Annotated in this window: 24 protein-coding genes; 14 read left to right on the top strand and 10 right to left on the bottom strand. The window is 75.3% G+C overall.

The genetic code is table 11. From position 1 onward, the window contains the following. Positions 1–57 precede the first annotated feature (57 nt). The gene (locus ACI8AX_RS11590; protein ID WP_456549961.1) at positions 58–1,338 is read right to left on the bottom strand and encodes an acetyl-CoA C-acetyltransferase; all 1,281 of its coding nucleotides are present in this window, start codon (positions 1,336–1,338) and stop codon (positions 58–60) included. 110 nt (positions 1,339–1,448) lie between these two features. Here ACI8AX_RS11590 and ACI8AX_RS11585 point away from each other — a divergent pair, with 110 nt between their 5' ends. From ACI8AX_RS11585 to ACI8AX_RS11570, 4 genes are all read left to right on the top strand, one after another. After that, positions 1,449–2,228: a TetR/AcrR family transcriptional regulator gene (locus tag ACI8AX_RS11585; protein WP_456549960.1), complete on the top strand. Its 780-nt coding sequence runs from the start codon at positions 1,449–1,451 to the stop codon at positions 2,226–2,228. Further along, entirely contained in the window at positions 2,225–4,276 is a 2,052-nt protein-coding gene (locus tag ACI8AX_RS11580) for an acyl-CoA dehydrogenase family protein (RefSeq protein ID WP_456549959.1), read from the top strand. The genes ACI8AX_RS11585 and ACI8AX_RS11580 overlap by 4 nt, the downstream gene beginning before the upstream one ends. A gap of 100 nt (positions 4,277–4,376) precedes the next feature. Beyond that, positions 4,377–5,105: a trimeric intracellular cation channel family protein gene (locus ACI8AX_RS11575; protein ID WP_456549958.1), complete on the top strand. Its 729-nt coding sequence runs from the start codon at positions 4,377–4,379 to the stop codon at positions 5,103–5,105. Between the two features lie 11 nt (positions 5,106–5,116). After that, positions 5,117–6,340 carry a saccharopine dehydrogenase family protein gene (locus ACI8AX_RS11570; protein WP_456549957.1) on the top strand — a complete coding sequence of 408 codons (1,224 nt, stop codon included), beginning with the start codon at positions 5,117–5,119 and terminating at the stop codon, positions 6,338–6,340. Positions 6,341–6,404: 64 nt separating this feature from the next. On the opposite strand, the gene ACI8AX_RS11565 is transcribed toward ACI8AX_RS11570, so the two are convergent. Further along, positions 6,405–9,110, bottom strand: coding sequence for a SpoIIE family protein phosphatase (locus tag ACI8AX_RS11565; protein ID WP_456549956.1), 2,706 nt, complete (start codon positions 9,108–9,110; stop codon positions 6,405–6,407). A 168-nt stretch (positions 9,111–9,278) separates the two neighbouring features. Between ACI8AX_RS11565 and ACI8AX_RS11560 the strand changes: the two genes are divergently transcribed. Beyond that, complete coding sequence (locus ACI8AX_RS11560) at positions 9,279–10,379, top strand: EAL domain-containing protein (RefSeq protein WP_456549955.1); 1,101 nt, start codon at positions 9,279–9,281, stop codon at positions 10,377–10,379. 61 nt (positions 10,380–10,440) lie between these two features. Then, positions 10,441–10,617 (top strand): DUF1059 domain-containing protein, encoded by a 177-nt coding sequence (locus ACI8AX_RS11555; protein ID WP_456549954.1) that lies wholly within the window; start codon positions 10,441–10,443, stop codon positions 10,615–10,617. A 44-nt stretch (positions 10,618–10,661) separates the two neighbouring features. Here the strand turns inward: ACI8AX_RS11555 and ACI8AX_RS11550 are convergent, their stop codons facing one another. Beyond that, positions 10,662–11,585, bottom strand: a complete 924-nt coding sequence (locus ACI8AX_RS11550) for an aldo/keto reductase (RefSeq protein WP_456549953.1) — start codon at positions 11,583–11,585, stop codon at positions 10,662–10,664. 210 nt (positions 11,586–11,795) lie between these two features. On the opposite strand from ACI8AX_RS11550, the gene ACI8AX_RS11545 reads away from it, so the two are divergent. Both ACI8AX_RS11545 and ACI8AX_RS11540 read left to right on the top strand, forming a co-directional pair. Beyond that, positions 11,796–12,080, top strand: coding sequence for an HU family DNA-binding protein (locus tag ACI8AX_RS11545; protein ID WP_456546071.1), 285 nt, complete (start codon positions 11,796–11,798; stop codon positions 12,078–12,080). Positions 12,081–12,197: 117 nt separating this feature from the next. Continuing rightward, the gene (locus ACI8AX_RS11540; protein ID WP_456549952.1) at positions 12,198–13,448 is read left to right on the top strand and encodes a serine hydrolase domain-containing protein; all 1,251 of its coding nucleotides are present in this window, start codon (positions 12,198–12,200) and stop codon (positions 13,446–13,448) included. A gap of 75 nt (positions 13,449–13,523) precedes the next feature. Here ACI8AX_RS11540 and ACI8AX_RS11535 read toward each other — a convergent pair whose 3' ends face one another. Beyond that, positions 13,524–13,985: a MaoC family dehydratase gene (locus tag ACI8AX_RS11535; RefSeq protein ID WP_456549951.1), complete on the bottom strand. Its 462-nt coding sequence runs from the start codon at positions 13,983–13,985 to the stop codon at positions 13,524–13,526. Between the two features lie 70 nt (positions 13,986–14,055). Between ACI8AX_RS11535 and folP the strand changes: the two genes are divergently transcribed. The 3 genes from folP (at position 14,056) to ACI8AX_RS11520 (ending at position 17,052) form a co-directional block, all read left to right on the top strand. Continuing rightward, complete coding sequence (folP, locus tag ACI8AX_RS11530; protein WP_456549950.1) at positions 14,056–14,916, top strand: dihydropteroate synthase; 861 nt, start codon at positions 14,056–14,058, stop codon at positions 14,914–14,916. 33 nt (positions 14,917–14,949) lie between these two features. After that, entirely contained in the window at positions 14,950–15,369 is a 420-nt protein-coding gene (locus ACI8AX_RS11525; RefSeq protein ID WP_456549949.1) for a PaaI family thioesterase, read from the top strand. Positions 15,370–15,453: 84 nt separating this feature from the next. Beyond that, the gene (locus ACI8AX_RS11520) at positions 15,454–17,052 is read left to right on the top strand and encodes a 4-coumarate--CoA ligase family protein (protein WP_456549948.1); all 1,599 of its coding nucleotides are present in this window, start codon (positions 15,454–15,456) and stop codon (positions 17,050–17,052) included. Positions 17,053–17,159: 107 nt separating this feature from the next. Here ACI8AX_RS11520 and ACI8AX_RS11515 read toward each other — a convergent pair whose 3' ends face one another. Beyond that, the gene (locus ACI8AX_RS11515) at positions 17,160–17,825 is read right to left on the bottom strand and encodes a hypothetical protein (RefSeq protein WP_456549947.1); all 666 of its coding nucleotides are present in this window, start codon (positions 17,823–17,825) and stop codon (positions 17,160–17,162) included. Positions 17,826–17,898: 73 nt separating this feature from the next. Here ACI8AX_RS11515 and ACI8AX_RS11510 point away from each other — a divergent pair, with 73 nt between their 5' ends. Further along, positions 17,899–18,891 (top strand): NAD(P)H-quinone oxidoreductase, encoded by a 993-nt coding sequence (locus ACI8AX_RS11510; protein WP_456549946.1) that lies wholly within the window; start codon positions 17,899–17,901, stop codon positions 18,889–18,891. Between the two features lie 4 nt (positions 18,892–18,895). On the opposite strand, the gene ACI8AX_RS11505 is transcribed toward ACI8AX_RS11510, so the two are convergent. The 4 genes from ACI8AX_RS11505 to ACI8AX_RS11490 form a co-directional block, all read right to left on the bottom strand. Next, on the bottom strand, positions 18,896–19,537 hold the full coding sequence (locus ACI8AX_RS11505; RefSeq protein ID WP_456549945.1) for an anti-sigma factor family protein: 642 nt from the start codon (positions 19,535–19,537) through the stop codon (positions 18,896–18,898). Beyond that, a complete protein-coding gene (locus tag ACI8AX_RS11500; protein WP_456549944.1) occupies positions 19,534–20,061 on the bottom strand; it encodes a sigma-70 family RNA polymerase sigma factor in 528 nt (175 codons plus the stop codon). The genes ACI8AX_RS11505 and ACI8AX_RS11500 overlap by 4 nt, the downstream gene beginning before the upstream one ends. Next, positions 20,061–20,519, bottom strand: a complete 459-nt coding sequence (locus ACI8AX_RS11495; RefSeq protein WP_456549943.1) for a hypothetical protein — start codon at positions 20,517–20,519, stop codon at positions 20,061–20,063. Before ACI8AX_RS11495 ends, ACI8AX_RS11500 begins: the two co-directional genes overlap by 1 nt. A 229-nt stretch (positions 20,520–20,748) precedes the next feature. Further along, positions 20,749–21,972: a cysteine desulfurase-like protein gene (locus ACI8AX_RS11490; protein WP_456549942.1), complete on the bottom strand. Its 1,224-nt coding sequence runs from the start codon at positions 21,970–21,972 to the stop codon at positions 20,749–20,751. An 85-nt stretch (positions 21,973–22,057) separates the two neighbouring features. On the opposite strand from ACI8AX_RS11490, the gene ACI8AX_RS11485 reads away from it, so the two are divergent. Then, on the top strand, positions 22,058–22,618 hold the full coding sequence (locus ACI8AX_RS11485; protein ID WP_456549941.1) for a bacterial proteasome activator family protein: 561 nt from the start codon (positions 22,058–22,060) through the stop codon (positions 22,616–22,618). 175 nt (positions 22,619–22,793) lie between these two features. Continuing rightward, entirely contained in the window at positions 22,794–23,801 is a 1,008-nt protein-coding gene (locus ACI8AX_RS11480; RefSeq protein WP_456549940.1) for a type IV toxin-antitoxin system AbiEi family antitoxin domain-containing protein, read from the top strand. Between the two features lie 152 nt (positions 23,802–23,953). On the opposite strand, the gene ACI8AX_RS11475 is transcribed toward ACI8AX_RS11480, so the two are convergent. Continuing rightward, a complete protein-coding gene (locus tag ACI8AX_RS11475; RefSeq protein WP_456549939.1) occupies positions 23,954–25,576 on the bottom strand; it encodes a methyl-accepting chemotaxis protein in 1,623 nt (540 codons plus the stop codon). Positions 25,577–25,611 lie beyond the last annotated feature (35 nt).

Below are 25,611 nucleotides of genomic sequence, written 5' to 3'. Positions count from 1 at the left end.
CCCGCGCGGTCCCGCCCGGGGCAGGACCGCGCAGTTGCACGTGGAACGTCAGGGGGATCAGGACTCGAGGATCGCGACGACGCCCTGGCCGCCGGCGGCGCAGATGGAGATCAGGCCGCGCTTGCCGGGCCCGGCCTCGTGCAGCGTCTTGGCGAGCATCGCGACGATCCGACCGCCGGTCGCGGCGAACGGGTGGCCGGCGGCCAGCGACGAGCCGTTGACGTTGATCTTCGACCGGTCGATCGTGCCCAGCGGGGCGTCGAGGCCCAGCCGCTCCTTGCAGAAGCGCGGGTCCTCCCAGGCCTTCATGGTCGCCAGCACCGTCGAGGCGAACGCCTCGTGGATCTCGTAGAAGTCGAAGTCCTGCAGCGTCAGGCCCTGGCGCGCCAGCATCACCGGCACGGCGTAGGCCGGCGCCATGAGCAGGCCCTCGCCGCCGTGCACGTAGTCGACCGCCGCCGTCTGCGCGTCGACGAGGTGGGCCAGCACCGGCAGCCCGCGCTCGGCTGCCCACTCGTCGGAGGCCAGCAGGACGGCGGAGGCGCCGTCGGTCAGCGGGGTGGAGTTGCCGGCCGTCATCGTCGCGTCCGGGCCCTCGCCGAAGACCGGCTCGAGCCTGGCCAGCTTCTCCATCGAGGAGTCCGGGCGCAGGTTCTGGTCACGGGAGAGGCCGAGGTAGGGCGTGACCAGGTCGTCGAAGAAGCCGCGGTCGTAGGCGGCGGCGAGGTTGCGGTGCGAGCGGACGGTCAGCTCGTCCTGCTCCTCGCGACCGATTTCCCACTCCTTGGCGGTGATCGCCGCGTGGTCGCCCATCGCCAGGCCGGTGCGCGGCTCGGCGTTGCGCGGGATCTCGGGCGCCAGCTGGCCGGGGCGGATGCCCGACAGCGCCTTGAGCCGCTGCTGCCACGTCTTGGCGGAGTTGAGCCTGATCAACGCCCGCCGCAGGTCCTCGTTGACGGCCAGCGGCGCGTCGGAGGTGGTGTCGGTGCCGCCGGCGATGCCGGACTCGATCTGCCCGAGCGCGATCTTGTTGGCGACGAGGACCGCCGCCTCCAGCCCGGTGCCGCACGCCTGCTGGACGTCGTAGGCCGGGGTCGACGCCGACAGCCGCGACCCCAGCACCGCCTCGCGCGTGAGGTTGAAGTCGCGCGCGTGCTTGAGGACGGCGCCGGCGACGACCTCGCCCACCTGCTCGCCCTGCAGCCCGAAGCGCGCGACCAGCCCGTCGAGCGTCGCGGTGAGCATGTCCTGGTTCGACGCCTGCGCGTAGGCGGAGTTGGACCGCGCGAACGGGATCCGGTTGCCGCCGACGATCGCCGCCTTGCGAGTGCTGGCCATGAGGACCTCCAGGGGTCGTGGGGAGCCTTTCGCGCGCGAAGTGCCCCCCTGGTCTCGCGTTGCCGGTACCAAGAGTACCCAGTACCTTCGGTTACATGAAACTCGACGCTGTGAGAGGCACGTCGCAGGACAAGGTCACCCACCCCGGGGAGCGCCGCGAGTCGGAGCGGTCGGCTGCCGCCGGTCCCCGCCGCGAGCCGGTGCCGGCCCGCGACCGGCGCAGCTCGCGCTGGGACGAGCACCGGCGCGCCCGCCGCGAGCAGCTCGTCGACGCCACGCTGGCCGCCGTCGCCCGGCACGGCGCCGGCGTCGGCATGGACGAGATCGCCGCCGCGGCCGGCACCAGCAAGACCGTCGTCTACCGGCACTTCGCCGACCGCGGGGAGCTGTACGTCGCCGTCTGCACCCGGGTGGCCGACCAGCTGACCGCGCGGCTGCGCGAGGCCATGGCCAGCAGCACCGACCCGCGCGCGATGGTCAGCGCGGCCGTCGAGACCTACCTCGCCTTCCTCGAGGCCGACCCGGAGCTCTACCGCTTCGTCGTCCAGCACCCGCTGCTCGACCGGCCCGTCGACGCCGACCCGATCACCACGCTGTCCGACCTGGTGGGCGGCCAGGCCGCCGCCCTCGTGGCCGCCGCGCTGACCGCGGCCGGCCGCGACCCGGCGCCGGCCGAGCCGTGGGGCCACGGCCTGGTGGGCCTGGTCCGCTCGGCCGCCGACTGGTGGCTGGCCGCCGACCGCCCCCTGCTCCGGGCGGATCTCGCCGCCCACCTCACCGAGCTCGCCTGGGCCGGCCTCGCCGGCGTGCTCCCGGGCACCCGACCCGCCGTCCCCGCCGATCCCGCCGTCCCGAGCCCCGCCGTCCCCGAGTCCGAGGAGGACCAGTGACCCAGTCCCTGCCCCGCACCGTCGACCCGGCCCGCCTGCAGGAGGTGCTCGACGGACGCTGGTCGCACGTGCGGCGCGACGCCCGCGAGCAGCTCGGCGACCCCGAGTACGCGCCCGTCTACGGCGAGACGATGCAGGAGGCCCGCGACCGGATCACCCGGCTGGCCGCCAAGCTGGCCGGCACCGGGCGGGTGGGTCTCGGCTTCCCCAAGGAGTACGGCGGCGAGGCCGACGCCGGCGGCTCGGTGACCTCGATCGAGATGCTGGCCTTCGGCGACCTGTCGCTGATGGTCAAGGCCGGCGTCCAGTGGGGGCTGTTCGGCGGCGCCGTGCAGCTGCTCGGCACCAGGCGGCACCACGACGCGTACCTGCGCGACATCATGAGCTTCGACCTGCCCGGCTGCTTCGCGATGACCGAGACCGGGCACGGCTCCGACGTCCAGCAGCTGCGCACCACGTGCACCTACGACCCCGAGACGCAGACCTTCGACCTGCACACCCCGCACGAGGCCGCCCGCAAGGACTACATCGGCAACGCGGCCAAGGACGGCCGCATGGCCGTCGTCTTCGCCCAGCTGGTCACCCGGGGCGAGAACCACGGCGTGCACGCCTGGCTGGTGCCGATCCGCGACGCCGAGGGCAACCCGGTGCCGGGCGTGACGATCGGGGACGACGGCCCCAAGGCCGGCCTGCTCGGCGTCGACAACGGCCGGCTGACCTTCGACCACGTCACCGTCCCGCGCGACATGCTGCTGGACCGCTACGGCCAGGTCGCCCCCGACGGCACCTACAGCTCGGCCATCGAGAACGAGACCCGCCGCTTCTTCACGATGCTGGGGACCCTGGTCCGCGGCCGGGTCAGCGTCGGCGGCTCGGCCGGGTCGGCGACCAAGATGGCGCTGGACATCGCCGTCCGCTACGGCGAGGTGCGCCGCCAGTTCGCCGCTCCCGGTCGCGACCGGGAGATCGTCATCAACGACTACCTCGTGCACCAGCGCAAGCTGCTCCCGGCGCTGGCCACCTCCTACGCCCTGCACTTCGCGCAGGAGGAGCTGGTCGGCACCATGCACGACGTCCAGACCGCGGTGCACGAGCACGGCGAGGAGGTCGACGAGGCCGCGCAGCGGGAGCTCGAGTCCCGCGCGGCCGGCCTCAAGGCCGCCAACACCTGGCACGCGACCCGCACCATCCAGATGTGCCGGGAGGCCCTGGGCGGCGCGGGCTACCTGCAGGAGAACCGGCTGCCGCAGCTCAAGGCCGACACCGACGTCTTCAGCACCTTCGAGGGCGACAACACGGTGCTGCTGCAGCTGGTGGCCAAGGGGTTGCTGACCGGCTACCGCGACGCCTTCGGCTCGCTGGACGGCTGGGGCAAGGTCTCCTTCTTCGCCGACATGGTCCGCGAGACGGTCCTGGAGCGGACGGCGGCCCGCGGCCTGATCGCCCGGCTGGTCGACGCGGTGCCCGGCCGGGACGACGACGTCCCGCTGCTGGACCGCGGCTGGCAGCTGAAGATGTTCGAGTTCCGCGAGAAGCACACGCTCGAGGGCGCGATCCGGCGGCTGCGGCGCAACTCCGAGACGGAGGGCATGGAACCCTTCGACATGTTCAACGACGTGCAGGACCACGTGCTGCGCACCGCCCAGACGCACATCGACCGGATCGTCCTCGAGGCCTTCGTGGCGGGCGTGGACCGGGCCACCGACCCCGACGCGCAGGCGCTGCTGTCGGCGGTCTGCGACCTGTACGCGCTGACGACGATCGAGGCCGACAAGGGCTGGTTCCTCGAGCACGGGCAGCTGACCCCGGCGCGGTCGAAGGCGCTGACGGCCACGGTGAACCAGCTGCTGAAGGAGCTGCGGCCGCACCTGGTCACGCTCGTCGACGGGTTCGCCATCCCGGCGGCGTGGAAGAACGCGGCGGTCCTCCGCGAGGAGGCCGGCCGACAGGAGGCCATGGCGGCCCGCGACGCGGAGCTGCGCGCCGCAACCGGCCGCACCCCGCCCGGCGACACCGCGACCTCGGTCGACGTCCCGCCCGGCCAGTAGTCGAAGGACCTCGTCCTCCCCACGACACGCTCCGCCCGCCGCGGGCCCCTGGGACGAGGCCGTCCCGGGGACCCGTGGCGCGGCCAGGGAGACTCCCATCGTGAGCACCCTCGCCGCGGCCGCGGAGACCCTGCGCGTGCCGCAGGCCGTGGACCTGGCCGCGATCGTCGTCGGCGCGCTCACCGGTGGGCTGCTCGCCGCCCGCGAGGGCTTCGCCGTCTCCGGCGTGCTGCTGCTGGCCGTCAGCGGCGGTCTGGGCGGCGGGCTGATCCGCGACGTGCTGCTCGCCGACGGCCCACCGGTCGCGCTGACCAACGAGGCCTACCTGCCCACCGTGGCGATCACCGCCATGGTCACGTTCTTCTTCTCCGGCTGGCTCTCGCGGCTCACCGGGCTGCTCGTCGTCCTCGACGCGGTGACGCTCGGCTTCTTCACGGTGATCGGCGCGCAGAAGGCGCAGCTGGCCGGGCTCCCGAGCGCGTCGGTGGTGTTCATCGGCACGCTGACGGCGGTCGGCGGCGCCGTGATCCGCGACGTGCTGCTGGCCCAGCGGGCCGACATCGTGCAGCCGGGCCCGTACAACGCCGTCGCCGCGCTGATCGGCGCGGCGGCGCTCACCCTGCTGGCCGGGCCGGCCGGGCTCGACCCGCTCCCGGTGGCCGCCCTGGTGATCGTCCTGGTGGCGGTGCTGCGGGTGCTGTCGGTGTGGCGCGGCTGGGAGGCGCCGGTCGCGGTCGACCTGCCCGCGCGCGCCCGCACGCACCTGGGCCGGATCCGCTGGCGGCGCCGGAACCGGCCACCGGAGGGCGGTCGGCGCAGGGCTCGGTGAGGATGGGCCGCATGCCCGACCGCACGCACGACCTCGTCGTCTACGGCGCCTCCGGCTTCGTGGGCGAGCTGCTGGCCGCCTACCTCGCCGGAGCCGCCCCCGCCGGCCTGCGGATCGCCCTCGCCGGGCGGTCGGCCGACCGGCTGGCCGCCGTCCGCTCCCGGCTGCCGGAGGCGGCGCGGGACTGGCCGCTGGTGGAGGCCGACTCCACCGACCCGGCGGCGGTCGCCGCGCTCGCCGAGGGCACCCGGGTGCTGGCGACGACGGTCGGCCCCTACGCCCGATACGGCCTGCCGGTGGTGGAGGCGTGCGCCCGCGCCGGCACCCACTACGCCGACCTGACCGGCGAGGTGCTGTTCCACCGGGACGCCATCGACCGCGCCGACGCCGCCGCGAAGGGGTCCGGCGCCCGGATCGTGCACTCCTGCGGCTACGACTCCATCCCCTCCGACCTGTCGGTGTACCTGCTCGCCGAGTGCGCCCGGGCCGACGGCGCCGGCGGCCTGACCGACGTCCGGCTGGTGGCGACCGCCAAGGGCGGGTTCAGCGGCGGCACGATCGACTCGATGCGCGCCCAGGTGGAGGCCGTGGGCTCCGACCGCTCGCTGCGCCGGGTGCTCGGCGACCCGTTCGCGCTCAGCCCCGACCGCGCCGCCGAGCCCGACACCGAGCAGCCGCCGGACGCCGCGCCGCCGGCCCGCGACGGCGAGGGCCGCTGGACCGCGCCCTTCGTGATGGCCTCGTACAACACCCGCGTGGTGCGCCGCAGCAACGCGCTGCAGGACTGGGCCTACGGCCGCGGTCTGCGCTACGGGGAGGTGATGGGCACCGGCCGGGGCCTGGCCGGCGGCGTCACCGCGGTCGGCGTGACGGCGGGGCTGGCCGGCGCGCTGGGGGCCATGTCCTTCGGGCCCACCCGCACGCTGCTCGACAAGGTGCTGCCCGCACCCGGCAGCGGACCCGACGAGGAGGCCCGCGAGCGCGGCTTCTTCCGCATGGTCGTCGACGCGGGCACCGAGTCCGGCCGCCGCTACCGCGCGACGGCGGCCGGGCAGGGCGACCCCGGCTACAAGGCGACGGCGGTCATGCTCGGCGAGAGCGCGCTGGCCCTCGCGCTGGACGGGGACCGGCTGCCCGCCCGCGCCGGCTCGCTCACGCCCGCGACCGCGTTCGGCGACGTGCTCGTCGACCGCCTGCGGGCGGCCGGGCACACGTACGAGGTCGCCGCGCGCTGACGAGATCTGCGCACTCGTCGCCGTCAGCGCGTGATGCGACGAGTGCGCAGATCGGCGCGGGGCCTCAGGACAGCCGGAGGGCCAGCAGGGCGACGTCGTCCTCGGCGTCGGGCAGGAACAACCGCTGCAGCACCCGGTCGCACAGCTCGTCCAGCGGGAGCCCGGCCGACTCGCGCAGCACCCCGACCAGTTCCGCGGTGCCGGTGTCGAGGTCGCGGTCGCGGCGCTCGACGAGGCCGTCGGTGTGCAGCAGCACCGTGCTGCCGGCATGGAGGACGACGCACCGGTCCGTGCGGGCCGTCGCCGGCTCGACGCCCAGCAGCAGCTCGCCGGGCAGCTCGAGCACGCGGACCTCGCCGTCCGGGCCCACGACCAGCGGCGGCGGGTGACCGGCGTCGGACCACCGCAGCTGCACCGCGCCCGGCGGGAGGTCGGCGGGACGCTCGAGCCGGGCCACGATCGCCGTCGCCATGACCTCGGGCGCGAGGCCGGCCATCGCGCGGTCCAGCCGGGTCAGCACCTCGGCCGGGGAGGCCCCGCTGGAGTGGCTGATGCCGCGCAGCAGCCCGCGCACCTGGCCCATCGCCGCCGCGGCGTGCCGGTCGTGGCCGACGACGTCGCCGATGGCCAGCACCGTCGTCCCGTCCTCCTGGAGGAAGGCGTCGTACCAGTCGCCGCCGATCTCCGCGCCGGCCGCCGCGGGCACGTACCGCACGACGATCCGGCAGCCGGCCACCTCGGGCGGGGCGGTGAGCATGCTGTGCTGCAGGGCGTCGGCGAGGTCGCGCTGCTGGGCGAACAGCCGCGCCGAGTGCAGCGCCAGACCCGCCCGGCGGCCCACCTCCACGGCCGCCTCCACCTCCGCCGCGCCGTGCGGGCCGCGCTCGGGGCCGTTGAACAGGCCGAGCGCACCGATCGTGCGCCCGCGGGCGACCAGCGGCACCACCGCGCCGCCCTCCATGTCCAGCCGCTCCAGCGCCTCGCGGGTCGCCGGGTCGGGCAGGGCGCGGTGGATCCGGGCGGCGTCGATGTGCGGCAGGACCAGCGGCCGGCCGGTCCGGGTGACCACGCGCGCGGTGGCCTCGTCGCTCATCACCGCCACCATGGCGTGCACGTAGTCGGCCAGCTCCGCGGCCCGGGCCGGGTCCCGGTGCGCCGAGGCCAGCTCCTCCATCCGGCCCTGGTCGTCGGTGACCACGAGCCAGCACCAGTCGCCCAGCGTCGGCACGACCAGCTCGGCCAGCTGGGCGACCTGCCGGGAGATGTCGACGTCGCCGGAGAGGACCCGCCCGACGTCGGCCAGCAGCTGGAGCCGCCGGTTGGCCGCGTCCCGCTCGGCGTCGGCCCGCAGCCGCGAGACGCTGAGCGCGATCTGCGCCGCCAGGGCCTCCAGCAGGTCGACGTCCTCGCCGGCGAAGCCGTGCTCGGTGTCCCAGACGACCGCGTAGCTGCCCAGCAGCCGGCCCTCCACGCGCAGCGGCAGCGCCGCCAGGGCCTGGGTGCCCAGCACGTCGTTGATCTCGGCCAGCCTCGGGAAGCGGGCCTCGGCCGCGGCCCGGTCGGCGAACAGCAGCCGCTCACCGGTCTCGGCGGCGTGGCCGGTGGGCAGGTCCCGGCCCGAGGGGAGGACGACGCCCTCGGGGGGCAGCTCCACGTCGGTCACGTCGGCGACGGTGTCGGCCAGCCGCCGGGTGAGGTGCAGCCGCAGGCTGCCGTCGGGCTCGCGGACGGTCAGCCCGCTGGCCGACGCGCCGAGCACGGCCGCGCCCCGCAGCGCGATCTCGGCCAGCTGGGGGACGGCGGTCGCGTTCGCCATCTGGGCCGCCACCTCGGCGATCGCCCCCGCGCGCTGGACGGCGGCCATCCGCCGTTCGGCCTCCGCGCGTGCCTCGGTGACGTCGAGGATGGTGCCGACCATGCGCACCCGCGCGCCGCGGACGTCGCGCACCAGCCGGCCCCGGGAGACCGTCCAGCGCACCGACCCGTCGGCGCGGACCACCCGCGACTCCAGCGAGTACTCGCCGGTGCCGGCGTCGGCCCGCTCCATGGCCTCCCGGACGGCGGCCAGGTCGTCGGGGTGCACGCTCGAGCGCAGCACCTCCTCCACGTCGGCGTCGGCGAGGGCCGCGTCCTGGCCGAAGATCGCCGCGCACCGCTCGTCCCAGGACACGGTGCCGGTGCGCAGGTCGCGCTCCCAGATGCCGATGCCGCTGGCCTCCAGGGCGACGTCGAGCCGGGCGGCCGTGGAACCGATCGCCGACCGGGCCGCGGAGAGCTCGAGCTCGGCGACGACCGAGGCGGCCAGCTGCTGCAGCAGCGCGGCGTCGTCGTCGGTCCAGCGACGCGGCCTGGCGTCGTAGACGGCCAGGACGCCGACCACGAGCCCGGAGGCCGACAGCAGCGGCGCCCCGAGGTAGGCGGCGACCTGGCCGGAGGCGACGGCGGGGAGATCGGCCACCCGGGGGTCGGCGGCGGCGTCGGTGACGACGAGCGGCTGCCCGGCGCGGATGGCGAGCGCGGACAGCGGGCCGGTGAGCAGCGCCCGCCCGCCGACGACGCCGGGCGGCAGGCCGTGGCCCCCGACGACGGTCTCCCGGTCGGTGTAGAGGGTGACCTTGGCCTGGCCGGCGCCGAGCAGCCGGGCGGCGAGGCCGGAGAGCCGGTCGAAGGCCGCGGGCCCGGGGACCTCGACGAACAGCCGGCGGGCGGCCGCGATCCGGTGCGGGTCGGCCAGCGGGTCGGGCGCGGTGAGGGACACGGGGCCGGCCACGGCTCCTCCTCGGTGCGCCCACCGCGGCCGCCCCCCGGCCACGAGTCGCACCATGCTGACACGCCGTCGCGGAACGGAGTCGTCCGACGCGCGCCTCGCCTCCCCCGGTGGGGTGGCCTGGCCGGGGCTCCCGTCAACCGGGGAGCCGCACGGTCCGATGTGACCCGCATGACGGCGACCCGCACCCGCAGCACCGCGCTGCCCGACTGCCGTCCCCTGCTGGCCGACCCCGACGACCTGACGCTGGTGTTCCAGCCGATCGTCGACCTCGCGGCCGCGCGTGTGGCCGGCTACGAGGCGCTCTCGCGGTTCCCCGGCACCGCCTCACCCGAGGTCTGGTTCGCCGCGGCCCACGACGCCGGCGTGGGCGCGGAGTTGGAGGCGCTGGCCCTGCACAAGGCGCTGGCCGCCCGCGCCGACCTGCCGCCCGACACGTTCCTCACCGTCAACGTCAGCCCGCACCTGCTGGACTCGCCGGTGGTCCGGGCGGCGCTGCACTCCGTCCCGGACCTGCGGCGGGTGGTCGTGGAGCTCACCGAGCACGCAGTCGTCGACGACGTCCCCGCGCTGCGCCGCCAGGTGGAGGTGCTGCGGGCGCGCGGTGCGCTGATCGCGCTCGACGACGCCGGCAGCGGCTACTCGGGGCTGCAGGTGCTGACGACGGTGCGCCCGCAGCTGGTGAAGCTCGACCGGTCCCTCGTCAGCGACGTGGACGGCGACCCGGCACGGCTGGCCCTGGCCGAGATGGTCGGCGACTTCGCCGGCCGCATCGACGCCTGGCTGCTGGCCGAGGGCATCGAGACCCAGGCGGAACTGGCCGCGTTCGCCCGGCTGGGCACGCCGCTGGCCCAGGGCTGGCTGCTGGGCCGCCCGGCGCCGGAGTTCCGGCCGCTGGCGCCCGAGGTGGCGCGCCTGGTCCGCGCGCACGCCGCCCGCGCCCGGCTCACCGACTCCGTGGCCGGCCTGGTCCGCCCCGTGCGCCAGGTGTCCCCCGGCGAGGCGGCGCGCGCCGTCCCGCCCGCCGTCCTGGTCTCCGACGACGGGGAGCCCCGTGCACTGCGGCTGGCCGACCCGCGCACCGGCGAGGGCTACACCGCGCCGGTCTCCCTGCGGGTGCCGCCCGACGCCGACGTCCGCCAGACCCTGCAGCGGGCCCTCACCCGGGCGCCCGGCCAGCGCTTCGACCCCGTCGTCTGCACCGACACCAGCGGGGCGGTGGTCGGCCTGCTGCGCGTCGACGACCTGGCCGCCGCCGTCGCCCGGCCGTGACGCACCCAGAGCCCGCCCCCGGCCACGGGCCGCCGTCCCACCCCCGTCCCGGAGGAACCCCGTGAAGACCTTCGCCTGCGGCGACATCATCCCCGGCTGCGGCGCCACGTTCAGCGCCCCCGACGAGGGCGGCATCCTCGCGCAGACCCGCCGGCACGCCGTCGAGGCGCACGGCATGGCCGAGCCCGGCACCGACAGCGACGGCCCCGTCCGCGCCCACATCCGCGACGCCGCCTGAGGCGGAGTGCCGGAGCGCAGGAGACCTGCGCTCGCGCACTCCGCTCAGGACGAGGCGTCGGTCAGCAGCGTGCGCTCGTCGTCGGTGAGCACGAGGTCGAGCATCGGCAGCAGGTCGGCCAGCTGCTCGACCGACCGGCCGCTCGCGATCGGCGCGGTGACGGTCGGCCGGTCGGCCAGCCAGCGCAGCGCCACCGCGGCCTGCGGGACCCCGTGCGCGCCAGCCACCTGGCCGAGCGCCTCCAGCACCCGGTCGCCGCGCTCGCCGACGTAGGCGGCCGCCCCCTTCGCGCGCGGCGAGTCGACGCGCTCCCCCGCGCGGTACTTCCCGGTGAGGAAGCCCTTGGCCAGCCCGAAGTAGGGGAAGCAGCCGAGGTCCGCGCCGGCGACGACGTCGCGCAGGTCGTCCTCGTAGACCGCCCGCTCCACCAGGTTGTAGTGCGGCTGCAGCGCCACGTAGCCGGCCACGCCGAGCCGCTCGGCGGTGCCCAGCGCCTCGGTGAGCCGGGCGGCGGAGTAGTTGGACGCCGCCGCGTGGCGGACCTTGCCGGCCTGCACCAGGTCGTCGAAGGCCTGCAACGTCTCCTCCAGCGGCGTGCCGTCGTCGTCGTAGTGCGCGTAGTAGACGTCGATCCGGTCGGTGCGCAGGTTGCTCAGCGAGCGCTCGGCGGCGGCGCGGATCTCGGCGGCCGACAGCGGGCGCACCTTGCGGCCGGGCGAGGCCTTGGTGGCGACGACGACCCGGTCGCGGCGCCCACCGGCGGCCAGCCAGGCGCCGAGGATCTGCTCGGACCGCCCGTCGCCGTACATCTCCGCGGTGTCGACCATCGGCTGCTGCGTGCTCGGCACGGCGTCGACGAAGCGGTCGAGCAGCGCGTGCGACGTGGGCTCGTCCGCCGTCCACCCGAAGACGTTGGCCCCGAGGCACAGATCGCTGACGACGAGGTCGGTCCGGGGCACCTGGGGCACCTCCCCACCGTAGGTCGCGGGGCCGGTCACCGCCCTGGGACGGCTGTGACCTGCGGGGCAGCGAGACCCCCACAGTGGCGTGATCCCGGGCGAACGTGGCAACGTGCGCCCCCGGTCCGCCACTCCCGGCTCGTCCGGCGAGGAGACGGAACCGTCCGTACCGACAGGGCCGACCACCGGTGCCGGCCACACCCACTCGAGAGGACCCCCGTGAACAAGGCCGAACTCGTCTCCGCCATCGCCAAGCGCGCCGACGTCCCGTCCTCGACCGTCGACTCCGTGCTCGCCGGGCTCCAGGAGGAGCTGGTCGACGCCATCACCCGTGGCGAGAAGGTCGCCGTCTCCGGCCTGCTGACCGTCGAGCGCACCCAGCGGTCGGCCCGCACCGGCCGCAACCCGCAGACCGGCGAGTCGATCGAGATCCCGGCCGCCAACACCGTCAAGGTGACCGCCGGCTCGAACCTCAAGAAGGCCGCGAGCAACGTCCCGGTCTGAGCCGCGCCGCTCTGCTCCGATCAGGTCACCTGGTCGTGCTGCGTCCTCCCTCACCGTGCGCGGTGAGGGAGGACGCGCTGCAGTGAGGGAGGACGACGACGTGCGAGGGGAGACGGCGTGACGGAACTCAGGGTCGACACCGACCCCGCCGAGGTCGGGGTCGACGCCGCACGGCTGGCCCGCCTCGACCGCCGGCTGGCCCGCTTCGTCGACGAGGGCCGCATGCCCGGCTTCCTCGTCACCGTCGCGCGCTCCGGGCGGCTGGTGCACGTGGGCCGGTACGGGCAGCGGGACGTCGAGCGCGGCCTGCCGGTCACCGACGACACCCGCTGGCGCATCTACTCGATGACCAAGCCGGTCACCTCGGTCGCGGCGATGGCGCTGTACGAGGAGGGCGCCTTCCAGCTCACCGACCCGATCAGCCGGTGGCTGCCCGAGTTCGCCGAGACCCGCGTCTACGTGGCCGGCTCGGCGACCAGGCCGGTCACCGCCCCGCAGGTCGAGCCGATCCGCGTGTGGCACCTGCTCACCCACACCTCGGGGCTCACCTACGGCTTCCACGAGGCCCACCCCGTCGACGCCATGTACCGGGCCGCCGAGCACGGCTTCGGCACGCCGCCCGGCGCGGACTCCGCCGAGGTCTGCCGGCAGTGGGCGGCCCTCCCCCTGGTCTTCCAGCCGGGCAGCGAGTGGAACTACGGCGTCTCCACCGACGTCCTCGGCCGGCTGGTCGAGATCTGGGCCGGCAAGCCGCTGGACGAGGTGTTCGCCGAGCGGGTGTTCGGCCGGCTGGGCATGACCGAGACGTCGTTCGGGCTGCGCGAGGGCGACGACCCCGACTCGCTGGCGGCGCTCTACGGCGCCGTCCCCGGCGTCCCCGAGGGGCCGGAGACGACGTTCGCCCTGCTCGAGGCGGCCGGCGCGGCCGCGCACCGCAAGCCCGCGTTCCTCTCCGGCGGCGGCGGGCTCGTCTCGACCGCGGGCGACTACCTGCGCTTCGTCGAGTGCCTGCGCCGCGGCGGCGCGTACGACGGCGGACGGGTGCTGGCGGCGCGGACGCTCGCCCACATGGTCCGCAACCACCTGCCCGGCGGCCAGGACCTGGAGACCTTCGGCCGGCCGCTGTACGCCGAGACGCCGCTGCGCGGGGTCGGCTTCGGCCTCGGCTTCTCCATGGTGATCGACCCGGTCCGCTACGGCGTGGTCGCCAGCCCCGGCGAGTACAGCTGGGGCGGGGCGGCCTCCACCACGTTCTACGTGGACCCGGTCGAGGACCTGACGGTCACCTTCTACACGCAGCTGCTGCCCTCGAGCACGCTGCCGATCCGCCCCTACCTGCGCTCACTGGTGCACCAGGCGCTGATGTGACCACCGCTGCCCCCCGGCCCCGGTGCAGGGGCCCGCGCCGAGCTCGCGAGGAGTGGGGGGCAGCGGGGTCCTTCGTCAGAGGTAGCGGCGGTAGACGACGGTGGCGACCATCGCCGGCTTGGTGCCGCCCTCGATCTCGATCGTGACGTCGATGTTCACCTGGACGCCGCCGTCGAAGGGCGTGGCCGCGGCCAGGGTCGCGCCCGCCCGCACCCGGGCGCCGACCGGCACCGGCGAGGGGAAGCGCACCTTCTCGGTGCCGTAGTTGACGCCCATCCGGAAGCCCTGCATGTCCACGATCTGCGGCAGCAGGCTCGGGACCAGGGACAGCGTCAGGTACCCGTGCGCGATCGGCCCGCCGAAGGGGCTCTCGGCCTTGGCACGCTCGGGGTCGACGTGGATCCACTGGTGGTCACCGGTCGCCTCGGCGAACTGGTTCACCTGCTCCTGGGTGATCGTCACCCAGTCGCTGTAGCCCATGTGCTGGCCGACGAGGCCCTGCACGCCCTCGATGCCCTCGACAACCGTCTGCGCCATCTGTCCTGTCCCTCCGACTCGACTACGTTGGCGAACTCCACCACACCGGCTCCGGCGAGGGAGGGACGGGTTGCTGCGCATCGGCGCGCTCGACGTGCCCGACGGCCACCTGGTCGTCATGGCGATCGTCAACCGCACCCCCGACTCGTTCTACGACCGCGGGGCCACCTACGAGCTGGCCAAGGCCGTCGAGCGGGTGGACCAGGTGGTCGCCGAGGGGGCGGACATGGTGGACGTCGGCGGGGTCAAGGCCGCGCCCGGCGAGGAGGTGGACGCCGCGGAGGAGATCCGCCGGACCGTCGACCTGGTGGCCGCCATCCGCGCCGCGCACCCGACGCTGCCCATCTCGATCGACACCTGGCGCGCCGAGGTCGCCCGCGAGGTGCTGGCCGCCGGCGCCGACGTGGTGAACGACGCCTGGGGCGGGGTCGACCCCGAGCTGGCCGTCGTCGCCGCCGAGGCCGGCGCGGGGATCGTCTGCACGCACGCCGGCGGGCTGCCGCCGCGCACCCGCCCGCACCGGGTCGCCTACGACGACGTCGTCGCCGACATCGTGACGCGGACGACGGCGCTGGCCGAGGCCGCCGTCGCCGCCGGCGTCGACCGCGACCGGGTGCTCGTCGACCCCGGGCACGACTTCGGCAAGAACACCCGGCACTCGCTCGAGGCCACCCGCCGCCTCGACGAGCTGGTCGGCACCGGCTGGCCGGTGCTCGTGGCGCTGTCGAACAAGGACTTCGTCGGCGAGACCCTCGACGTCGTCCTGGACCAGCGGCTGACCGGCACCCTGGCCACCACCGCCGTGAGCGCCTGGCTCGGCGCCCGGGTCTTCCGCGCCCACGACGTCGCGCCGACCCGGCAGACGCTCGACATGGTCGCCTCCATCCGCGGCGACCGTCCGCCCGTCCGCACGGTGCGCGGCCTCGCCTGATGCCCGCACCGGCCCGTCGTTAGGTTGCCGGGCATGGCCGCCACCGGGTTCCTCACCGCCGACGAGCTCAACGACCTCCTGCCGGGCACCCTCCCGGGCCTGCTCGGCATCGTGGTCGACACCCACGAGCGCGGCCGGCTGACCAGCCACCTCGACGTCCGCCCCGAGCTGCTGGCCCCCAACGGCTACCTGCACGCCGGCACCGTCGTCACGCTCGCCGACACCAGCTGCGGGCTGCCCACCCGCGCGCTGCTGCCCGAGGGGTCGACCGGCTTCACCACCATCGAGCTGAAGAGCAACCACCTGGGCACCGCCCGGGAGGGCCGGATCAGCTGCGTGGCGACCAACGCGCACGCCGGGCGGACGACGCAGGTGTGGGACGCCGTCGTCACCGCCGGTGACCGGACCCTGGCGCTGTTCCGCTGCACGCAGTCGGTCCTCTGGCCCCGCTGACGGGAACCGCGTGAAACCCCGGCGTGCCGTTGATCGTCGGGGAGTGTGAGACTGGCGCCACATCAGCACAGAAGAGGAGGCCACGTGGCCCTGCGGAGCCCGTATCCCGACGTCGAGATCCCGGACCTGTCCGTGCCGCAGTTCGTCCTGGCGGCCGGCCGCGAGCGGCCCGACGCCCCCGCCCTGATCGACGGGCTCAAGGGCGACACCATCACGCACGGTCAGCTCGCCGCCTACGTCGACCGCGTCGCGGCGAACCTGCACGCGCGCGGCCTGCGGAAGGGCGACGTCGTCGCCGTCTTCTGCCCGAACACGCCCTGGTTCCCGGTGGTCTTCCACGGCATCGCCGCGGCCGGGTGCGTCATGTCGCCGATCAACTCGCTGTACACGCCCGAGGAGATCGCCTTCCAGCTCAAGGACTCGGGCGCGAAGGTCCTCATCACCATCTCGCTGTTCATGGACCGCGCCGGCGCGGCCGTGGAGAAGTCCCCGGTCGACGAGGTGATCGTCCTCGACGGCATGGAGGGCCACGCCGGCATGCTCGACCTGCTCGGCGGCGAGGCGCCGTCGGTGCAGGTGGACATCGACCCGGCGAACGACCTGGTCGCGCTCCCGTACTCCAGCGGGACGACCGGCCTGCCCAAGGGCGTCATGCTGACCCACCGCAACCTGGTGGCGAACGTGGCCCAGTGCCGGCCGCTGATCGCGCTGGGCGAGGACGAGCGGATCATCGCCGTCCTGCCGTTCTTCCACATCTACGGGCTGACCGTGCTGATGAACCAGGGGCTGGCCTGGGGCGGCGCGGTCGTGACGCTGCCGCGCTTCGACCTGGAGGACTTCCTCCGCACCATCCAGGACCACAAGATCACCCGGGCCTTCGTGGCGCCCCCGATCCTGCTGGCCCTGGCCAAGCACCCGCTGGTCGACCAGTACGACCTGTCGTCGCTGACGTCGATCCTGTCCGGCGCGGCGCCGCTGGACGAGGGCCTGGCCAACGCCGCGCAGGAGCGGCTGCGCAAGGGGAACCCGGACGGCGTCACCGTGGCGCAGGGCTACGGGATGACCGAGCTCTCCCCGGTCTCGCACACCACCCCGGACCTCGGGCAGGAGCCCCCGGGCGTCACCAGCGAGGTGCCGAAGGGCTCGGTCGGCTACGCGGTGCCCAACACCGAGTGCAGGCTCATCGACCCCGGCACCGGCCAGGACGCCGCCCCCGGCGAGAGCGGCGAGCTGTGGGTGCGCGGGCCGCAGGTGATGAAGGGCTACCTCAACAACGAGGAGGCGACCCGCAACACCCTCGACGACGAGGGCTGGCTGCACACCGGGGACGTCGCCGTCGTCGACGAGGCCGGCCGGTACACGGTCGTCGACCGCGTCAAGGAGCTCATCAAGTACAAGGGCTACCAGGTGGCGCCGGCGGAGCTGGAGGCCGTGCTCATCGGCCACCCGGAGATCGCCGACGCGGCCGTGATCGGGGTCAAGGACGAGGAGAGCGGCGAGGAGCTGCCCAAGGCGTTCGTCGTCCGTGCACCCGGCTCGGACATCACCGAGGACGCCGTCATGGCCTACATGAGCGAGCGCGTCGCCCCGCACAAGAAGATCCGGTTCGTCGAGTTCATCGAGCAGGTGCCGAAGTCGGCGGCCGGGAAGATCCTGCGCAAGGACCTCAAGGCCCGCGCCTGACGCCGCGGAGGCTGGGAGCGCAGGTCTCCTGCGCTCCCGGCCTCCGTCGTCTCAGGACGACTCCGGCTCACGGCAGCCCCCGTGGTGCTGCCGGTCGCGACCCGCCGTCAGCCGCGGACGAGCGCCACCGTGCGCAGGTACCGGTCCTCGCCGGACCGGAGGGCCCAGCGCAGCCGGCGGGAGCCGTCGCGCACCAGGGTCATCCGCTCCTCCGGCCGCGCCGCGTCCAGGAACCACGGCACCACCGACCGCGCCGCCAGGCCGGCGGCGGCCCGGACGCGGCGCTCGCACACCAGCGGCGACGCCCGCCACCCGTGCTCGTGCGCGGCGACGTCCGCCGCCCGCGCGTCGAGCCGGTCGGCGAGCACGGCGCACGCCATGGCCAGCGCCGGCGCCCCGGCGCTGACGTCGTGCTGGAAGGTCGGCAGCGCCTCCCGCACGCGGACGGCGGCGGCGTCGACGTCCTCGTCGGCGAGCCGCTCCGCCGCGGCGCGCACGCCGCCGAGCACGAGGCGGGTCAGGTCGCGGACGGCGCGCTGCCGCTCCCGGTCGCACGGTGCGTCGAGCGCGATGCCGGTGAGCGCGTCGGCCAGCACCCGGGCGCCGCAGCGCAGGGCGCGCAGCTCGATCGGGCAGAGCGCGGCCGCGGACGGCGCGGCGGAGCCGGCCGGGGGGACGGCGGGGCGGACGTCGCCGGAGGCGGGCCGGATCGCAGGCAGGTCCAGCACCACGTTCGGCGGGGCGGCGGGGCGGGCGGTCAACGTCGTCGTCATGGCCCAGACGGTGGCCCGGGGCGCTGGTGACCGGCTTGCACCCGCCTTGCACGGGCCCTTCTAGTGTCGGGCCATGCGCGCGGTCACCCTGGACGGATCCGGCGGTCCCGAGGTCATGGGCTGGGGCGAGGTCCCCGACCCGGTGTGCGGGCCCGGCGAGGTGGTGGTCGACGTCGTCGCCACCGCGGTGAACCGCGCCGACCTGCTGCAGCGGCAGGGCTTCTACCCGCCCCCGCCCGGCGCCACCGAGGTGCTCGGGCTGGAGTGCAGCGGCGTCGTCAGCGAGGTCGGCGAGGGCGTGACCGGCTGGCGGGTGGGCGACGAGGTGTGCGCGCTGCTGTCCGGCGGCGGCTACGCCGAGCGGGTCGCCGTCCCCGCCGGACAGCTCCTCCCGCGGCCGGCCGGCGTGGAGCTGGCCACCGCCGCCGCGCTGCCCGAGGTCGTGTGCACGGTCTGGTCGAACGTGTTCATGCTGGCCGGCCTGCGCCGCGGCGACACCTTCCTCGTCCACGGCGGCTCCAGCGGCATCGGCACGATGGCCGTCCAGCTCGCCGCCCGGGCCGGTGCCCGGGTGTTCACCACCGCGGGCACCGCCGCGAAGCTCGACGTGTGCCGCGAGCTCGGGGCGGACGTGGGCATCAACTACCGGGACGAGGACTTCGTCGAGCGGGTCCGCGAGGAGACCGGCGGCGCCGGGGTGGACGTCGTCCTGGACAACATGGGCGCGAAGTACCTGGCCCGCAACGTCGACGCGCTGGCCACCGGCGGGCGGCTGGTGTGCATCGGCATGCAGGGCGGCACCAGGGCCGAGCTCGACCTCGGGAAGCTGATGCGCAAGCGCGCCGCCGTGCACGCGACGACGCTGCGGTCCCGGCCGGCCGACGGCCCGGGCGGCAAGGCCGAGATCGTCGCGGCGGTGCGGCACGACGTGTGGCCCGACGTCGAGCGGGGTGTCGTCCGGCCGATCGTGGACCGCCGGCTGCCGATGTCCCGCGCGCCCGAGGCCCACCGGGTGGTGGAGGCCAGCGAGCACGTCGGGAAGGTGCTGCTGCTGACCGCAGACTGAGCGGTCACACCGGTACCCGGATCAGCTCCTCGCCGCTCCCGTCGCGCAGCACGACCGCGGCCAGCGCCTCCCGCTCGACGTCCGTCCAGCCGCGGAACCACCCCTCGCCGTCGTAGGTGGCCGCCCACTCGCCTGCCGGGTGCCAGCCGCCGTCCCGGTCGACCACGAGCAGCCGGCACTCCGTGTAGCTCGCCAGCCCGGCGACGGTGACGTCGAGGTCGGTGCCCCCGGGCTCCCCCGTCGCGACGACGCTGATGCGCACCGGGCCGGCCACCGCGGTGTGCGTCGCCGGCCCGTCGGCCGGCCGCGTCGCGAGCACGACCCAGACGACGGCGGACGCGACGACGAGCAGGAGCGCCGCCGCTGCGATCAGCAGCCGGCGCCGCCGGAGGCGCGCGGGCCGGGTCTGCTCGTCCACCGCTGCCCGGACCCGTTCGTACAGGTCCGGTGGCGGGAGCGCCTGCGGGCCGGACAGGTCGGCCTCGTCGAGGCGGGACAGGAGCGGTGTCAGCGCCTGGAACTCGGCCAGCTCGGCCCGGCACGCCGCGCAGCCGCCCAGGTGCGCGTCGACGCGGCGCCGGTCGTCCGGCGGCAGCGCCCCGAGCACGTAGGCGCCCAGGTCGGTTCCCGCGTGCGGGCCGGTCACGTGGTCACCCCTCGTTCGGCGAGCGCCAGCTTGAGTGCCCGCAGCGCGTAGTAGCACCGCGACTTCACGGTTCCCGGCGGCACGCCGAGGACCGCGGCCGCCTCCTCGACGCTCCGTCCGCGGTAGTACGTCTCCACCAGGACGGCGCGGTGGTCGCGGGAGAGGGAGTCCAGGGCGTCCACGAGGATGATGCGGTCCAGGGCCCCCTCGAGCGCGTCCAGGCTGGGCATCGCGGCCACGGCGTCGTCGTCGGCGACCTCGTGCGGCCGTGCGTGCCGGGCCCGGTGCGCGTCGATGGCCAGGTGGTGGGCGACGGTGAACAGCCACGGCCGGACGGGCGCCGCGTGCTCGTCCAGCTGGTCGAGGTGACGCCAGGCCCGGACGAGCGTCTCCTGCACCAGGTCCTCGGCGGAGGCGCGGTCCCCGCCGCACAGCCGCAGGGCGTACCCGAGCAGCGCGGAGGCGTGCGCGTCGCACAGGGCGCGCAGGGTCTGCTCCCGCGTGTCGCTGCCGCCCGCCCTCATCAGCGCACGCGGACCCGGTCCGCCCGGCTCCGTCCGCCGCGGGACACCCGCTGCCGCGGCAGGGCGAGGACCGCCAGCAGCGCGAGGACGACGGTGCCGCCGGCCTCCACCCACACCGTCTCCCAGAACAGCTCGGCGCGGGTGGACTCCTGGAAGCCGAACAGGCCGACCCAGACCGACAGGAACAGCGCCCCGAGGGTCCCGGCCATCAGGAGCGCGCCGAGCGCGGCGACCGCGGACAGCCAGCGCTCCGGGGCCAGGAGCACGGCCAGCGCCATGGCGGCACCGGCGACGACGTTGACCACGAACAGCGGGCCGATCCACTCGATGGTGCGGTAGCCGTCGCCCCACAGGTCCAGGTGGATCCAGGCCATGGCGACGAGGAGCGCCGCACCGGCGATCCTCAGGAGCAGCAGCAGCGGTCGCGAGGCGGCCGGCCGGCTGGAAGTGCCGTCCACGGTCCGTCACCACCCGGGCGCGGGGACCGGCGTGGGGACCGCACTACCCGACGTCCTGCGCATGGGGACTCCCTCCGGCACGGCCCGCCCGGCGCGGGCGCGACACCAGGGAGCACGGGAGGAGCCGACCGGTGGTTCACCGGGTGCACGGCAGGCGTCCCGGGGGTCGCCGTCGCGGCGGTTCCTGACGGTGCGTCGCGGTCCGGGGACGGCGAGGTGACGAGGCGGCTCAGCGCGGCCGCAGCGCGGCGACCGCGTCGATCACGTAGCCGACCTCCTCGGCCGTGTTGTAGTGCATCAGCCCGAGCCCGACCGCCCCGCCGTGCTCGGTGGCGCCGATGGCGTCGAAGAGCTCGCGGGCGTAGCGGTCGCCGTCCCAGGCGCAGATCCCCCGGCGGGCCAGGTCGGCGGTGACCTGCCGCGGGCGCATGCCGGCCACGGTGAACGACAGCACCGGCGTCGGGTCGCCGGCCGAGCCGAGCACCGTGACGTGCCGCATCGCGCGCAGGGCCTGGTCCAGCCAGTCGAACAGCTGGCCCTCGTAGGTGGCGACGGCCGCCATCGACCGGCGCAGCCGCTCGCGCCGGCTCCCCGAGGCCTCGCCGCACAGCCCGGCGAGGTGGTCGACGGCCGCCGTGACGCCGGCGTACAGCGGGAAGGGCTGCCCGCCCACCTCGAACCGGTCGGGTACCCGGTCCGGCGCGGGCAGCAGCTTGTCCGGCCGCAGCCCGGCGAGGAGCTCGGGGTCGGCCACCACCGCGCCGACGTGCGGCCCGCACCACTTGTAGGCGGAGACGGTGAGGAAGTCCGCGCCCAGCGCCAGCCGGTCGACCGGGTGGTGGGCCGCGGCGTGGACGGCGTCGACGAAGACCAGCGCCCCGACGGCGTGCGCGCGGGCGGCGATCGCGGCCACGTCGGGTCGGGTGCCGATCGCGCTGCTGGCGGCGGTGACGGCGACCAGCCGGGTCCGGCGGGTGAGCAGCTCGTCGTACTGCCAGGCGGGCAGCTCACCGGTCTCGATGTCCACCTCCGCCCACCGGACCTGCACGCCGCGCCGCTCGGCCATCTGGACCCAGGGGCGGATGTTCGCGTCGTGGTCCAGCCGGCTCACCACGATCTCGTCACCCGGCCGCCAGGTGCGGGCGAGCGCGCCGGCCAGGACGTAGGTCAGCGCCGTGGCGCTCGGCCCGAGGACGACGCCCGCGGCCACCCCGCCGGTCAGGTCGGCCAGCGCCGCCCGGGCACCGGCGACCAGCCCCTCCGCCCGCGCCGAGGCCGGGAACACCCCGCCTCGAGGCGCCACCGGCACGCGCATGGCCTGCGTGATCGCGTGGACGACGTTCTCCGGCACGAGCGTGCCCATCGCGCCCTCGGTGTGCACGAGCCCGTCGGAGAGCCCCGGGAACTGACCGCGGACGCGGGCGACGTCCAGCCGCGCGTCCCCCGATCCCATGTACACCGACCCTAGACGCAACGGCGGTGCGCGGGAGTCCGCACCGGCCGGGCGGAGGGCGCCCCGGCCGGGGCAGGATGGAGGCATGACCATCCCCGGGAACGGCAGTGATCGTCCGCAGCAGGTCGTCGTCGTCGGGCCGGACGGTCGCCCGGTCGGCGCGATGCCCCTCGCTCCCGCCGGCGCCGAGGACGGCGGCCAGGACGGTGCCGCGAGCGTCGGTGACATGGTCGAGCAGCCGGCGAAGGTCATGCGGATCGGCACGATGATCAAGCAGCTGCTCGAGGAGGTCCGCGCCGCGCCGCTGGACGACGCCAGCCGGCAGCGGCTGCGCGACATCCACGCGTCGTCCATCCGCGAGCTGGAGCAGGGCCTGGCCCCCGAGCTGCGCGACGAGCTGGAGCGGATCACCCTGCCCTTCAGCGAGGACTCCACGCCGTCGGACGCCGAGCTGCGGATCGCCCAGGCGCAGCTCGTCGGCTGGCTGGAGGGCGTCTTCCACGGCATCCAGACGGCGCTGTTCGCCCAGCAGATGGCCGCCCGCGCGCAGCTGGAGGAGATGCGCCGCCGCGCGCTGCCCGGCGGGCCGGCCGCCGGCGCGCCGCAGCAGCCCGACCTCCGCCCCGGCGGCGGCCAGTACCTGTGACGCCCGCCTGGCCGGGATCAGGTGACCTGATCGTGGAGCGTCCTCCCTCACCGTCTGCCGTGAGGGAGGACGCGCTGCGCTGAGGGAGGACGCGCTGCGCTGAGCGAGGACGCCCCTCGTCCACAGATGTGGCCGAGCCGTTCCCCGAGCCGGCCGCCGTCCCGAGACTCGCGGCATGCACCCCGGACTCGAGTTCGCCGAGCGGTCCCGCGGTGGCGTCTTCACCGTCGAGGACGCCCGCGGGGCCGGCTACCGCCCCGACCAGATCCGTGCCGCCGTCGCCTCCGGGGCCTGGCATCGGCTGCGGCGGGGCATCTACGTGACGCAGGCACGGTGGGTCGCCGCGGCCGGGGACCTCCGCGCACGGCATCTCCTGGTCGCCGCCGCGGTCCTGACCGCTCTGGGCCCCGGCCCCGTGCTGAGCCACTCCTCGGCGGCGCGCCACCACCATTTCGTCCTGCCACGCCGCGTCGACGACGTCGTCCGCCTGACCCACCCGGACCAGTGGCGGACCGGCAAGGGCTACCGGATCGCGGCCGCTGCACTTCCCCCTGAGGACGTCGTCCAGGCCGGCGCGCTCCAGGTGACCACGGTGGCCCGCACGCTCGTGGACTGTGCCCGGGAATGGCCCCTCGCCGATGCGGTCGCCGCCATGGACCGGGCCATGTTCCTGCGGAAGACCTGCCGCGCCGACCTGTCGGCCGAGGTTCTGCAGCAGAGTCACTGGGTGAACATCGGAGCCGCCGGCCGGGCCCTGGACCTGTCCGACGGTCGGGCGGAGTCACCCCTCGAGTCGTACGGGCGCCAGGCCCTCCTCGCCGCGGGACTCCCCCGACCCGAGCTTCAGGTCGAGCTGCACGGCTCCCAGGGCTTCGTGGGCCGGGTGGACGCCTGGTACGAGGACGCGGCGGTCGCGATCGAGTTCGACGGGGCGGTCAAGTACACCGAGCCGTGGGGCGGGCGGACACCGGCCGAGGTGGCCTGGGACGAGAAGCGTCGCGAGGACCACGTCCGCGGCCTGGACGTCCGCGTCGTCCGGGTCGCCCAGGAGGACCTGCCCCGCTTTCAGCCCGTGGCGGCGCGGCTCCGCGACCTGCTGGCCCACCCACTGACCGGCCCCCGGCGCTTCCGCGCCGTCCGGACACCGGAGCCCGGCAGTCCTACCGCGGACGCGGTGGCCTGACGCCCGACGACGTCCTCCCTGACCGCAGCGCGTCCTCCCTCACGGCAGACCGCGAGGGAGGACGCTCCACGATCAGGTCACCTGATCCCAGCCCCGGAACGCGAGACGGCGCCGTCTCCCCCCGTGGGAGACGGCGCCGTCGCGTGGTGGGCTCAGACCGCGAAGCGGCCGATCGCCTGCTGCAGGTCCCCGCTCATCCGCGCCAGCTCGGCGGCCGCACGCTGGGCGTCCTCCACGCGGGAGTTGGTCTCCTGCGTCCCCGCGGCCAGACCGGAGATCGCGTTGGCGATCTGCTGGCTGCCGTTGGCCGCCTCGGCGACGTTGCGGTTCATCTCGTTGGTGGTCGCCGTCTGCTCCTCGACCGCCGCGGCGATGGTCGCCTGGAAGTCGTTGATCTCGCCGATGACCGAGCTGATCTGACCGATCGCCTCGACCGCGCCGGCGGTGTCGGCCTGGATGGCCTCGACCCGCCGCGAGATGTCCTCGGTGGCCCGCGCGGTCTCCTGCGCCAGCTCCTTGACCTCGCTGGCGACGACGGCGAAGCCCTTGCCCGCCTCACCGGCGCGCGCGGCCTCGATCGTGGCGTTGAGCGCGAGCAGGTTGGTCTGCTCGGCGATGCCGTTGATCAGCTTCACGACCGTGGCGATCTCCTGCGAGGAGTCGCCCAGCTTGCCCACGGTGCGGGTGGTGTTCTCCGCGACCGTCACCGCCTGGCCGGCGACCCGCGCCGCCTGGGTGGCGTTCGTGGCGATCTCGCGGATCGCGGACTCCATCTGCGACGAGCCGGCCGCGACCGTGTCGACGCTGGAGGCGACGTCCCCGGCGGAGGCGACGACGGCGTCGGCCTGGCCGGCCGCCGTCCGCGCGTTGTCGGCGATGGCGCCGGAGGCGGTGTCGAGCTGGCGGGAGGCGTCGGCGAGCTTCTGCGCAGAGTCGCCTACCAGGTGCAGCACCGAGCCCAGCGCGTCCAGGGTGTGGTCCAGCGACTCGGCGACCTCGGCGAGCTCCCCGCCGCCGGTCTGCCCGGCGCGCACCCGCAGGTCGCCGGCGGCCACCTGGGCCAGCACCTGGCGGATCCGCTGCACCGGCAGCGTCACGCTGCGGGCCACCAGCAGGGCCAGGCCCACGGCCACCAGCAGGCCGACGACGATGATCGCGACGGTCACGGTGCGGGCCGAGGTGTAGGCGTCGTGCGCCTCCTCGGTCACCCGGACGGCGTTGGCGGCGGCGGCCTCGGTGGCCGTCACCAGCGACTGCTGGATGATCTCCTCGTTCTCGTTGAGCGCCTGCACGAGCTGCCCGAGCCGCGCCGGCGAGGTGTTGCCCGTCCCGGCGGCCTGCAGCTCGGCCAGCGTGCTGAGGTACGTGCCGACCGCCGCCTGGAACTCGGCGAACGCCGCCTGCGCCTCCGGCGGCAGCGTCATGCCGGCGACCACCTCGGTGTCGGCGGCGAGCTCCTCGGCGAGCGCGGCCTGGTTCTGCGCGGCCCGGGCGATGCTGTCGGCGGGGAGGGTCGGGATGTTGGCGCGTGCGGTGTTGGCCGCCATCTGCCACCAGTCGACCTGCAGCTGGCGGAGGGCGTCGAGCGGCTCGGCGCCGTCGGTGTGGACCTCGGTGGCCTTGTCGTCGAGGGTGGCCATCCGGGTGATGCCGAAGCCCCCCACCCCGAGCGTGGTCACGGCGACCACGAGGACCGCCCCCAGCACGCGGCTGCGCAGCCCCCACCCCTTGGCGCGCGCGACGCCCCCCGACTCTCCCGACTGCGTGGCATCCATGCCCGACCCCCACCTGCTCCTGTCGTCCGCCGCTC

It is taken from the genome of Blastococcus sp. SYSU D00813, assembly GCF_054050735.1.
This window is presented reverse-complemented; position numbering and strand designations above follow the sequence as displayed.